Raw genomic sequence first — 12,850 nt, forward strand, 5'->3', positions numbered from 1 at the left:
CAACCGGACGGCATTTGAACAGGCGCGGCGCATCGGCGCGGTGCTCTTTGACAAGACCGGCACCCTCACCCTTGGCGAATTCCGCGTCGACGCGGTCTACCCTGTGGACGGACGCGAAGAGGACGACGTTTTGCGCCTTGCCGCCAGCGTGGAGGGCCATTCGGAGCACCCCATTGCCAAGGGCATTGCCGCCACCGCCGAGGAACGCGGCATCACTCCCGCATCCCCGCAGGACTTTGAAGCCATCAAGGGCAAGGGCGCACGCGCCACGGTGGACGGCGAGGATGTTGCTGTGGTCAGTCCGGGATACCTTGAGGAACAGGACATCGACCCCGCCCAGCACCTGCCGCAGGAGGCGCTGAACCATGAGGGCACCGTTGTGCATGTGCTGGTGGGTGGCCAGCCCGCCGGAGCCATCGCCCTTGCCGACGCCGTGCGCGAAACCGCGCGCCCAGCCATCCAAAAGCTCCAGTCCATGGGCATCAAGTGCATGATGATTACCGGCGACAACGACAAGACCGCCTACAACGTGGCGCACGAAACCGGACTGGACGACTACTTTTCCGAGGTGCTGCCCGACCGCAAGGCCGACAAGGTCAAAAAGGTGCAGGACAAGGGCATCGTCACCGCCATGGTGGGCGACGGCATCAACGACGCCCCGGCCCTTGCGCAGGCGGACGTCGGCATCGCCATTGGCGCGGGGACGGACGTTGCCATGGAAACCGCAGACCTTGTGCTGGTCAAGAGCAACCCCGGTGACGTGCCTGCCATAATCTCCCTCGCCCACAGCACCCGGCGCAAAATGCTGCAAAACATCTTCTGGGCCACGGCCTACAACGCCCTTGCCATTCCGCTGGCCGCAGGTGTGCTGGCCCCGTGGGGCATTGTGCTGAATCCTGCCGCCGGGGCTGTGCTGATGTCACTGTCTACGGTCATCGTCGCCATTAACGCCCGCATGCTGCGCCTCTAGCCGCTTCCCCAACAAAAAGAGCGAGGCCCCACCACCGTGGGGCCTCGCCTTCTCGGGACGCGTCGCGTCACGCGATATGCGCCACACTCGGGCGCTACATGTCCATCATCTGCTGCATCTGCTGCACTTCGCCCTTCATCTTATGCAGACTGTCCTTCATCATGGGGATGGCGGACTCGCGGTCCTTCTTCATCATGCCCATGCCCTTCATGGCGGACATCATGTGCTTGTCCACCTTCTTCATGGCCTTCTGCATCATGGCGTGGCCGGACTGCTCCGCAGCCTTTTGCACTTCCATCATGCCTTTGTGCATGTCCATCATGTGCTTGTTCATGGACTTCATATTTTGGGAATCCATGGCGGCATCCACCATGGCCTCCACGTCCTGCATCATCATGTCCAGATTCTTTTCCATGGTCATCATGCCCTGATGCATGTCGGCCTTGCCGTTCATTTCCCCGTGGCCGTCATGTCCGCCATGGGACGAGGCAAAGGCAAATCCGGCGGTCAGCACGCCAAGGGCGATGGTCAGGGCGATAAGGGTCATACGTTTCATTTCGTTCTACTCCGTGGTTTGGGGTTCATTCTGTTCTGTCGCTTCCGCATCTGCCCCAGCCTTCCGCAGGCGCCTTTGCAGACGGACTTCTTCGGCAAAGCAGTACAGAACCGGCACAACAAAAACAGTTAAAATGGCGATGGTCATGCCGCCAAAGGACGGTATGGCCATAGGCACCATGATATCCGCACCCCGGCCCGTTGATGTGAGCACGGGGATAAGGGCAAGGATGGTTGTGGCCGACGTCATCAGCGCCGGGCGGATGCGCCGCCGCGCGCCGTCCACAATGGCGTCTCGGATGGCCGTAGTTGAGGACATGTCGCGGCGGGTGCGGCTCTCGTCCAGATAGGTCGCCATGATGACGCCGTCGTCGGAGGCAATGCCAAACAGGGCAAGAAAGCCCACCCAAATGGCCACACTCAGGTTAATGGGACCGACCTGGAACAGGTCGCGCATATTGGTGCCGAACACGGAGAAGTTCAAAAACCACTCCTGTCCGTACAGCCATATCATCAAAAAGCCGCCGGACCACGCCACAAGGATGCCCGAGAACACCATCATCGTCGTCCCAAGGGACTGGAATTGCAGATACAAGATGATGACAATGACAAGGAGCGCCAACGGCAGAATAATGGACAGCCGCTTCTGCGCGCGGACCTGATTCTCGTAGTTGCCCGCAAACTCGTAGGACACGCCGCTTGGCACGGTGAGTTCGCCGGAGTCCGTCAGGCTTTGCAGGTAGTCCCGCGCGTTTTCCACCACGTCCACTTCCGCGTGGCCGGGTTTCTTGTCAAAGAGCACATAGCCGATGAGGAACGTGTCCTCACTCTTGATCATCTGCGGGCCGCGCACATAGCGCACATGCGAAAGCTGGCGCAGGGGAATTTGCTCCCCGCCCGGCGCGGCCACCAGCACGGTATCCAGCGACTCGATGCTGTCGCGAAGCTCGCGCATATAGCGCACGCGGATGGGGTACCGCTCGCGCCCTTCCACTGTTGTGGACAGCACCTTGCCGCCCAGCGCCACCTCAATGACGCTCTGCACCTTGGTCAGCTTGATGCCGTAGCGGGCAATGGCTTCACGGTCGATGACGATTTCCAGATACGGCTTGCCCACGATGCGGTCGGCAATGACCGTGGCGGGCTGGATGGCGGGGACCTCCTTCAGGTGCCGCTCCAGTTCAAGGCCAAAGCCTTCAATAGCCTCAAGGCTGGAGCCTTTGATCTTGATGCCCATGGGCGCGCGCATGCCGGATTGCAGCATGACGATGCGCGCTGAAATGGGCTGGAGGCGCGGCGCGGATGTCGTTCCCGGCATTTCTGCCGCATCGGTGATGGCCTGCCAGATGTCGTCCGGGGTCTGGATGCCCGGCCATGCGTCACGTCCGGGGTTCAGCGCCGGGTCCAGCGCCCTGCGCCAAACGCGGAAGGGCTTCCCGTTCTCGGGGTCCGGAATCAGACGGCCCTCGCCATCACGCGGATAGTAGCCCTGCACAAGGTAGGGCAGTCCATCCCCGGCAGGCAGTGGCGTGCCGTCCTTGGCGCGGAAGTAGTCCTTTTGGTCCGGGTCAAAACGGAACCGCAAACGGTTGCCGCTGTCGTCCACAAGGTACTCCGGCGCGTAGTTGATGACGGTCTCAATCATGGACACGGGCGCGGGGTCCAGCGGGGTTTCCGCGCGGCCCAGCTTGCCCACGGCGGTGTCCACCTCCGGGATGTCAAGGATGGCCATGTCCTGCTTGGAAAGCACATCCTGCACCTCGCCAATGGAGGCGTGGGGCATGGTGGTGGGCATGTACAGGAAAGCGCCCTCATCCAGCGGCGGCATGAACTCCTTGCCAAGCCCGGGGAAGGCATGCGTCAGCGCCGCAACCGGACGCGAGGCGCGCACGCTGTCCGGCATCCACGAGGTCAGCGGCGCGGCGCCCAGCCAAATCATGCCGCCAAAGGCCACCAAAAGGAGCGGCAAGCTCATGAACGCGGCCTTATGGTCCAGCACCCAGCGCAGCATGCGGGGATACCCTCGCTGGAACAGCTGGAAAAACAGCATCACGCCGCCGATAAGTCCGGCCACGAAGATGATGTTGCGCAGGTCGCCCTTCTCCGGCCCAAGGGGCATCCAGTTTTCGGCAAGCACAATGCCCACCAGCAGGATGACGCCCACGTTTTCGCTGTAGCCCACAAGGCGCTCAATGCGCGGCGGGAGCGACGGCCCAACCAGCCTGTGCACCGCCGGCACGATGAACAACAGCCCCAGCCACCACGTAACCAGCACACTCACCGTCACACCGGCGGCCAGCATCAGCGCGCAGCGCATCCACTCGCCAAAGCGTGTGCAGGGCTTCTTCCTGCGCTGGAAGATGAGGTGCGCGAGGGCCGGGAGCACGGTCAGCGCGACAATAATGGAGGCGATAAGGGCGAAGGTTTTGGTGTAGGCCAGCGGCTTGAACAGTTTGCCCTCTGGCCCATCCATGACGAACACGGGCAGGAAGCTGACAATGGTCGTGGCTACGGCGGTCATAATGGCTCCGCCCACCTCGGACGCGCCTTTGTAGATGAGGCCGAGCCGCCCCTCCCCGGCGCGCGCATGCTCGAACTTTTTCAGGATGTTCTCGCAAATGATGATGCCCATATCCACCATGGTACCGATGGCAATGGCTATGCCGGACAGCGCCACGATGTTGGCGTCCACGCCAAAGAGCTTCATGGCGATAAAGCACATCAAGACCGCCATAGGCAGCAGCGAAGAAATAAGCAGCGAACTGCGCAAATGCATCACCGCTATGAGCACCACAAGGATGGTGATCAAAATCTCCTGCGTCAGCGCGGTATCCAGCGTGCCCAGGGTTTCGCCAATCAGTCCGGAACGGTCATAGAAGGGAACAATGGTGACCTTGCTGACCGTGCCGTCCTCCAGCACTTTGGAGGGCAAGCCCGGGGATATCTCGTCAATTTTGGCCTTAACGTTTTTAATGACCTGCAAAGGATTCTCGCCGTAGCGCGCCACCACGACGCCGCCCACGGCCTCGGTGCCGCCCTTGTCCAGCACGCCGCGCCGCAGCGCAGGACCAAGTGACACCCGCGCCACGTCCGACACGCGGATGGGCACGTTGTTCACCACCTTGATGACGGCCTTTTCAATGTCCCCCAGCTTCTTCACAAAGCCGATACCGCGGATGAGGTACTCAACGCTGTTGACCTCGATACTGCGCGCGCCAACGTCAAGGTTGGACGCCTTCACAGCCGAGAACACATCCTGAAGCGTCACCCCGGCGGCGCGCATGGCGTCCGGGTCCACGTCAATTTGGTACTCCTTGACGAAGCCGCCAACCGAGGCCGCCTCGCTCACGCCTTCGGCAGACAGCAGCGCGTAGCGCACGTACCAGTCCTGAATACTGCGGAGCTCGTCGGGGTCCCAGCCGCCGGTGGGGTTGCCGTCCTTGTCGCGGCCTTCCAGCGTGTACCAGTACACCTGCCCCAGTGCGGTGGCGTCCGGCCCAAGGGTGGGCTGCACGTCCTGCGGCAACGTGCCCGGCGGCAGACTGTTGAGCTTCTCCAGCAACCGCGAGCGCGACCAGTAGAACTCCACATCCTCATCAAAGATGACGTAGATGGTGGAGAAGCCAAACATGGAATAACTGCGCACCGTCTTCACACCCGGAATGCCCAAAAGCGCCACGGTGAGCGGATAGGTGACCTGATCCTCCATGTCCTGCGGGGAGCGCCCCTGCCACTGGGTAAAGACAATCTGCTGATTTTCGCCAATGTCCGGGATGGCGTCCACGGGGACGGGGTCGCGCGGCATGTCGCGCACGTTCCAGTCAAAGGGCGCAACCATCACGCCCCAGCCAAGGGTAAACAGCACCAACAGCATAACCACCAGCTTCTGCTCCAAGCAGAAGCGGATAACCTTGTCCGCCAGTGTTCGCGCCTCAAGGGGGGAGTCGTTTTTGTGTGTCATGCTTCCACTCCCCTACCGCGCAAGCTGCTGGGTGACTTCGCCGCAACGGAGCATGGCCGCCCCGAAGTACGGATTCCGCACGGTTTCATTGCGCTGGAGCCATGTTGCGCCCTCGTAGTCGAAGGCCATGGGGCAGAACATCTCGTACACCGGTCCATCAGCGGCCACGCCCAGCTTCTGCACGGCCTGCGTCAGCCCGGCGGAAACCGGCTCAAACCCGGCGCGGATGTCCACCAGCCCCTGCGCGTCGCGGATGGTGTCCAGACCGCCTGTCATGGTGGCAAGGGCCTGCGTCCACGCCGCGTGCGAGGGGCCGCTCAGGGTGGCGGCGTCCAGCTTGGTCAGCGCCTCGGCAAGGCGTGCGGCGGCGGCTTTTGCGCCGTCGGTGTCGTCCTCGGCAAGGGCCTGAGCCAGCGCGTCATAATGCGCATAGGCCTCGCCAAGCCCGGTGCGGAACGCCTGCGGCGCGGTGAGGTCCTGCTCCGCGGAGCCAACGCCAAAGGCCCCGCGCACGGCGGCATAGTGCCCCTGCATCTCCGCAAAGATGTGCTCCAAGCGCTCCTCGGTGGCGGCTTCCGCGCCAAGGATGGCGTCGTTGCCAAGGCGCATGGAATACTCGCGCCAGATGCGCGCGGCGTCGCCCTCAAGGTCGCTGCCATCAATCAGACGCAGTTCCTTGTTAAAGCGCCCAAAAGCAAGGTGGGTCTGGCTGAGGTCCTTGGATGCAACGGCCTGCTTTACGTCCGTAAAGGTCTTGTCCAGCAGAATGAGCTTGGAGGCGAACAGCGGCGGCACCTCGCCTGCCGCAGTCGCCGGGGCGTCAGGATTCATCATGCTGGGGCGGGCGATAATCTGCACCGCGCTATCAATCTTGAAATTGCCTTTGGTCACCACGTGCTCACCGGCCTTGAGGCCGCTTTTCACGATGTAATATTCGCCGGCGCGCGGCCCAAGGACCACCTCGCGCCCTTCAAACACGCCCTCACGCGCGGGGTCGGCCACGTACACCACGGCGCGCTTGCCCGTGATGAGGGGCGCAGATGCCGGAATGACCAGCGGCGCCTTGGCGCCGTCCTCGTCCGCGCCGGGTTTCTTCTGTGTGGCATGCACCAGCATGCCGGGTTTCAAACTGCCGTCCGGATTGGGGACGGACAGGCGCACGCGTACGGTGCGGGTCTTCTCGTTAACCAGCGGGTCAATGTAGACGACCTCGCCGCTGAAGACCTTGCCGGGGTAGGCCTTGGTCTGAAACTCGACCATGCGGCCGATATCCACCCATGGCAGGTCCGTTTCATAGGCCTCCAGCACCACCCACACCTGCGAAAGATCGGCAATGGAATAGATGCTGGCGCCGGTTTTTACGTACTGGCCCTCGTTCACATCCTTGCCGATGACCACGCCGCCCTGCGGGGCGTACAGGGTAATGTGGTCGCTGGCTTCGCCGCGCCGTGCAACCTTGTCTATCTGCGCCCGCGTCAGTCCCAGCAGGCGGAGCTTTTCCCGCGCGGCCTTTTCCGTACGCGCGGCGCTCTCCTTCACAAGGTCAAGGGAACTGCCCTGCAATTCCCTCACGGCCTTGATGGCCTGAATCAGCTCGGCCTGCGCCGTCAGCAATTCCGGGCTGTAGATGGACACCATGGGCTGGCCTTTTTTGACCACGCTGCCGGTGTAGTCCACATACATTCTGTCGATGCGGCCCCCGGTCCACGCGGTGATGTTGCCAACGCGCGTTTCGTCGTACTCCACCTTGCCGACCATGCGGGTCTGCACGGCAACGTCCATGCGCCGCGCCTCGTCCACAGTTATCCCGGCCAGCTTTCGCGCCTCCGGCGAGAGGGCAATCTCGCGCAGGCTGGCGCGGTCGCCATCTCCGGAGCGCTCCAGCGGAATAAGGTCCATAAAGCAGATGGGGCATTTGCCCGGCTCCGGCAGTTGAATCTGCGGATGCATGGAACAGGTCCAAACGACCTCCCCCTCTTCCGTCACACTGACGTCCACGCCGTGGCCTTCGTGACTCTGGGTGGCGTTTTGTGCGTCCTGACGCACCTCTCCGGGGCCGGAGCCGTCTCCGCCGCCCAGGGCGTAGCCCGCAGCAAAAGCCGCCAACACCAGCGCCACCACGGCGATGCGTCGTTTTGAACCCATTACAGACATACTCTCTATCCTTCACACGCTCCGGGGCTTGAGCCGGAGCACAATGGTTATCAATCCTGCGGGAGCAGGGAACCGTGGAACTCGCACGGCAACTCTCTGCCCACCAATGTTTCCATCTCCGCCATGCGCTGGGCTTGGTCCGTCACCGCGCGGTAGTAGGCAAGCTGCAGTTCCAATATGGTCTGCTCCGCGTCGATAAGGTCCAGCGCGGAGCCGTTCCCGGTCATGAAGGCCTCCACCACCACGCCCAGCGCCTGCTTGGCCTTGGGGATGAGGGTCTTCTTGTACAGGTCAATCTTGCGGCCCGCGTCCTCGTAGTTGTACAGCGCCAATTCCAGGTCCGCCCGAAGCTGACGCTCCAACCCGGCGCGGCTGCGGCGCGCGGCGCGCAGCTTGGCGCTTTGCTCATCCACGGCGGCCTTTCGCGCATCCAGCCACAGCGGCACATTCACGGACATGGACACCATCACCGGGTTCTGGCCGTCACCAGTCATGCCGGGACTGCGCGAGTCGTCCACCTCCGTGGACTCCAGCCCAAAGGTGAAGTCCGGCAGGTAATTGCGCTCGGCAAGGCGCTTTCCGGCTTCCGTCTTGGCCGTCACCGTGTCCCAGTAGGCAAGCTCGGGATTCTGCGAGGCCAGCTGAGCCACAAGCCCTTCTTTCTCTTCGGTGATGCACATCACGGGGACGGACGGCGGCAAGGGGATGTCCTCCCCGGCGGGCCGGTCCAACAACGCATTCAGCGTTGCGGCCTGCGGCCTGCTCAGGGCGCGCAGGGACCGAAGGCGGTCCTCCAGTTTGCCAAGCTCCACCTGCGTGCGGATCACCTCGCCATGCCCAGCGGCGCCCGCCGTGTAGCGGACCGTGGCAATCTTCTCCATGTACTTGATGAGTTCGATGGCTTCGCGCGTGGTTTCAATGGAGCGGGCAAGGTAGGCGTACTCGTAATAGGCCTTTTTCACCTTGGCGAAGGTTGCGAGCTTTAGCGCGTCGAACTTCGCCTTCAGGCCATCGGCCTCGCGCAGGGCCACCTGCCCCTTGAGGCTCAGCTTGCCGAAAAATGGCAGCGACTGAGACAGCCCGTACTTATAGCGGGCGGGGCCACCGCGCGTTTCCAGCGGCGTGGTGTAGTAGGCAAAGCTCAGGCGCGGGTCCGGCAGGCTTTCGGCCTGCGTCACCCGCTCCACTGCCGCACGCCACGACGACAACGCCGCGCGCAGCTCATTATTGCGCTCTGCGGCTTCCATCAAATACGCGCGCAGTTCGCGCAATTCCCCGCGCCCGGCCATATTCTGGCCCACCTCTGCGGCGTCAGCCGGGGGTGTGGTTTCCTCCTGTGCGGATGCCAGCACAGGAAGGAGTACGGCGCACAGGGCAAGAAAAACCCCTCCCCGCGCCGCCGGATTCAACAATATTTTCAGTACATTCATAATCTCTCCCTTTGGCGCCCAAAGTCCAATATCCATGCCAGCGGCAGAAAACGCCCGCATTCCCGACTATTATAGTCAGAATTAAAACACAAGCGGACTGCACGGATGTGCAATATGTGCAATCCATTGCACAGCCTGTGCACGGGCACTTGTGCACAGGGTACCACATCATGCGGGCAGATGAAGGAGAATCGGGACGAGGAGAGGGGAAGCAGGAAGCAGCACAGGGACGCTGTACAGACGCGGCATTTGCCCAAGGCGTGGGCATGCATAAAAAAAAGGGGACGCATGGTGCGTCCCCTTTGCTCTCGTATCCGGGCGTGGTTTATTCAGCCGCTTTGGGCTGCTGCACCGCGCCTTGGTCGATGATTTTGTCGGATTGATCCTTCATGTGCCGGGCGTGGTACTTGCCAACAGGCAGCGCCGCGTAGGCCCGGTAGTTGGCGAGCTTGGCGTAGGGAACGTAGTCCGCCGCCGCGCAATTCACCGCCGTCACAACAGCCTTCAGCACCAGCGAGAGGGGATCCGCGCCGCCGCCACCGGACAGGTCCACCACCACGGTGCCGTTGTACTTCCACAGCACGCGGTTGGTCGTGGTGGAGCGGATTTCACTATCAAAGGACACCGTCAGGTTCCCAGCGATGACCATGTAGACAAGGTCCCACTTGCGGATTGTCGTAAACAGCACGGCGTCCGCGCCGAAGTATTCCTTAAATTTATTCACAGGCAGGTTGTACAGCATCTCGGTGTCGTACACGCCCTCCTGCTTCAAAATCTCATCGGTAATCGGCATGGGGAACGTGTAGTACCCACTCTGGGACAGTGGCTCCTGAATGGTGGTGGAGTAATACTGCTTGGCGTCCGCCGCCGTGCTTTGGTTCATGGGCGGCAGAAGAAGGATGGACGTCGGCTCCTCCTCATACATACCGGGGAAGCGGTCCTGCTTAGTCACCGTCTTGGCGCAGCCGCCAAGGAGCACGGCGCACAGGACCACAGCCATAAGCCGTACAGACATATGCATTTTCATTCTTCCTCACTCCCCTACTTATCGCTGGCAGGTGCTTCTGCCGTTGTTTTCGCGGGAGTGGTCTCCGCAACCGTTCCAGCTTCGCTCTGCTCCTCGCCGGCGGGGGCGGCTACCTGCTCTTCGGCGTCGCCCTCGTGGGTCTGCGTTTTGGCGATAAGGCGCTCCATGAAGATGCGGGATTCCGGATACAGTTCCTTTTCCAGCGTAAAGTACTTCACGGCTTCATCGGTCTGCCCGGCCTTGAGCTTATAGTAGCCATATTCCGCATAAATGCCCGGCGGAACGGCCTTATTCAGCCTCTTGGACTGCTCGATAACGGATTCAATGCTCTGCACATGCGTCGCCAGCGTTTCTTCGGTAGGAGACTGCATATACTGATAATACGTTTCCGAATAATCGCCCCAGTAGTAAATTCCGGTCTTCTGGCAGCCAGCCAGCATAAGGATGCTCAGCACAGCGGCAAAAACAGCAATCGTGGTCGCTTTCATTACGGAACCTCAATCTCCCGGGTGGTGTGATTGCCAAGCAGCAGCACGCGTTCCAAAATCGTCTGGCCGTCACGGACCAAGCGGATGGTATGCTTGCCGGGGTCGATTTCGTAATGGACTTCGGAGCTTTTTGCCCGCTTATTGCCCATGGAATCCGTATAGTAATGCGGGCCAAGCTCCACAGGTCCCTGCCCGTCGATGTATGCCTGCACGCCTTCCGTCTCGCCCGTGAACCACAAGTACGCCTTCGGGTCCGGGGAAACAGTGCCTTCCTTATAGCCGCAGCCGCCAAGGCACAGGGCCGAGAGCGCCACAGCGCAAGCGATGAGTACGAGTGTTTTTTTCATAATCAAACGCATCCTTACTTGGCTTCCTGCACAAGCAGGGTCGAAAAGTCCGCGCCCTTGGCGATGGAGCCGCTGGCAACCTCGCAGAACGACACTTCATTCTTGGGCGTATCGCCCGTCGTCGTCACCACACGAATCGTTGCGATTTCTTTTCCGGGCAGCGTCACCGGCATATTGGTCTGCGGGTTCGTGATGGTCTTGCCCTTGCGCATCACGCGGAACGTATCACCCGCCTTGATGCCCTGCGTCGCGCCGCCGCCAATCACGTAGTATCCATCGGCCTTGGTCAGGATGTAGCTCTGCCACGGCTTGTCCATCAGGTTCTCAATAACGTTGGACGACAGGTTCACAATGGCGGCCTCAAGGGCCTTGTCGTTCAGGGTGGAGTCGTACCCGGCACGCGCGCCAACGCCAAATACCGAGCCAGCCTCGGACGAGGACAACCCTTCGCCTTCCTCCGCGTACAGGACTTCGCCAGTGCGCACGTCCACCAAGCGGATGTGGACCTTGGCAAAGGCGGCCTGCTCCTTGGTCCGGCTAAAGATGCCGACCTTGCCGACTTCCTTTCTGCCAAACTCCGTCACAGAGCCAACAATCAGGTAGTCGGCCATGTTCTTCAGGGGCGAAGCGTCGCCCATCTCAAGCTCCTTGGAAATCTTGGACAGGTCCGCACGCTCCAGAAGGATGAACTTCTCCGTGGAAAGCAGCACGGCAGACAGGATATCCACAGCCTGCTTGCCGATGGGGTCGTTGTCCTTGTCGATAAAGAAGCTCTGGCCGTACTTGGTTTCGTTGGTGAAGCGCCCGATGGCGACCTTGCGCTTCAGCCCCTTGTACGGCGAGGCCTTTTCCGCCTGGATGGTCTTGCTCACCACCGGCTTCGACTTTGGCACCTTCTGGACATCCGGCTTGGACACCGTGGCGCAGCCAGAGGCCAACACAACGGTTATCAGGCAGCACGCCAGCAGAAAATAACGCTGCATACTCACTCCTTACGATTGAAAATTTACGACGCGGCAACCTATATCAACAACCACAACGCATCAAGCCTGAAATCATTGCGGTATTGATTGTTACTCCGCAAAAGGCTGCCCCAATCCCCCAAATGCTTTCATGAGCACATTTTCATACATATCCGCCCCAAAACGCGGCACAACCCTCTCGCCCCCGGCCAGTGCCACCTGCTTGCCGAGCAGTCGCAAAAAACGCTATACGGCCCCTACACAGGCCCCGGACATTCACCCTAACCACCGCACAAGCACCGTCATGACTCCCGCAATCAAAGCAGCCAAGAAAGCCAAAATTTCCTTTCAGATTCACGAGTATCACCACGATCCCTCGGCCACGTCCTACGGCGCGGAAGCCGCAGAAAAGCTGGGCGTTGCCCCAGAGCGCGTCTACAAGACGCTCGTCACCGCGCACGGCACCAAGGACCTCGTCGTTGCCATTGTTCCCGTGCTGCAGCATCTGAACCTCAAGGCGCTGGCCAAGCACCTCGGCGTCAAGAAAGTCGCCATGGCGGACACGCAAGCCGTCCAGAACACCACCGGCTACATTCTCGGCGGCGTCAGCCCCCTCGGCCAAAAAAAACGTCTGCCCACCGTCATCGACGCCTCCGCAGAGCAGTACGACACCATCTTCGTCAGCGCCGGACGCCGAGGCATGGACATCGAACTCGCCCCAAGCGACCTCCTCGCCCTGACCACAGCCACCTACGCCGACATCGCCAAAGACTCCCGCTAAAGCCCAGCGCGGCGCGACGCGACGCGGCGTCAGGTGACGCCGGGTGTGGCCTACCGCGTGCTGGTGCCACGCTTGTGTTACCTCCGGTGGCTTAAGGACTCCGTCCTTAAGAATCCTGCGTGCGCACAGGCCGGGTGCGCGTAGAGGGAACTGCCGTCACCCCTGACAACTCCCG

Annotated in this window: 10 protein-coding genes; 2 read left to right on the top strand and 8 right to left on the bottom strand. The window is 61.4% G+C overall.

Translation table 11 applies throughout. The features are described 5' to 3' along the window. Window positions 1–970 (top strand): HAD-IC family P-type ATPase (locus tag ACY69P_RS07710; RefSeq protein WP_462327065.1); only part of this gene is annotated, 970 nt, incomplete at its 5' end. A 94-nt stretch (window positions 971–1,064) separates the two neighbouring features. Here the strand turns inward: ACY69P_RS07710 and ACY69P_RS07715 are convergent. The 8 genes from ACY69P_RS07715 to ACY69P_RS07750 all read right to left on the bottom strand — a co-directional run bounded on the left by ACY69P_RS07715 (window position 1,065) and on the right by ACY69P_RS07750 (window position 11,915). After that, complete coding sequence (locus tag ACY69P_RS07715; protein ID WP_459899944.1) at window positions 1,065–1,526, bottom strand: hypothetical protein; 462 nt, start codon at window positions 1,524–1,526, stop codon at window positions 1,065–1,067. Window positions 1,527–1,532: 6 nt separating this feature from the next. Beyond that, entirely contained in the window at window positions 1,533–5,486 is a 3,954-nt protein-coding gene (locus ACY69P_RS07720) for an efflux RND transporter permease subunit (RefSeq protein WP_462327066.1), read from the bottom strand. A gap of 12 nt (window positions 5,487–5,498) precedes the next feature. Further along, on the bottom strand, window positions 5,499–7,631 hold the full coding sequence (locus ACY69P_RS07725; RefSeq protein WP_462327067.1) for an efflux RND transporter periplasmic adaptor subunit: 2,133 nt from the start codon (window positions 7,629–7,631) through the stop codon (window positions 5,499–5,501). Window positions 7,632–7,690: 59 nt separating this feature from the next. Beyond that, entirely contained in the window at window positions 7,691–9,070 is a 1,380-nt protein-coding gene (locus ACY69P_RS07730; RefSeq protein WP_462327068.1) for a TolC family protein, read from the bottom strand. Between the two features lie 325 nt (window positions 9,071–9,395). After that, a complete protein-coding gene (locus tag ACY69P_RS07735; protein ID WP_462327069.1) occupies window positions 9,396–10,091 on the bottom strand; it encodes a GNA1162 family protein in 696 nt (231 codons plus the stop codon). 20 nt (window positions 10,092–10,111) lie between these two features. Continuing rightward, window positions 10,112–10,585 (bottom strand): DUF4810 domain-containing protein, encoded by a 474-nt coding sequence (locus tag ACY69P_RS07740; protein ID WP_462327070.1) that lies wholly within the window; start codon window positions 10,583–10,585, stop codon window positions 10,112–10,114. Beyond that, on the bottom strand, window positions 10,585–10,932 hold the full coding sequence (locus ACY69P_RS07745; RefSeq protein WP_459899950.1) for a hypothetical protein: 348 nt from the start codon (window positions 10,930–10,932) through the stop codon (window positions 10,585–10,587). The genes ACY69P_RS07740 and ACY69P_RS07745 overlap by 1 nt, the downstream gene beginning before the upstream one ends. A 14-nt stretch (window positions 10,933–10,946) precedes the next feature. Next, window positions 10,947–11,915, bottom strand: coding sequence for a CsgG/HfaB family protein (locus tag ACY69P_RS07750; protein WP_459899951.1), 969 nt, complete (start codon window positions 11,913–11,915; stop codon window positions 10,947–10,949). 283 nt (window positions 11,916–12,198) lie between these two features. On the opposite strand from ACY69P_RS07750, the gene ybaK reads away from it, so the two are divergent. Continuing rightward, the gene (gene ybaK / locus ACY69P_RS07755; RefSeq protein WP_459899952.1) at window positions 12,199–12,675 is read left to right on the top strand and encodes a Cys-tRNA(Pro) deacylase; all 477 of its coding nucleotides are present in this window, start codon (window positions 12,199–12,201) and stop codon (window positions 12,673–12,675) included. Window positions 12,676–12,850: the final 175 nt, after the last annotated feature.

The organism is Desulfobaculum sp. (assembly GCF_054921475.1).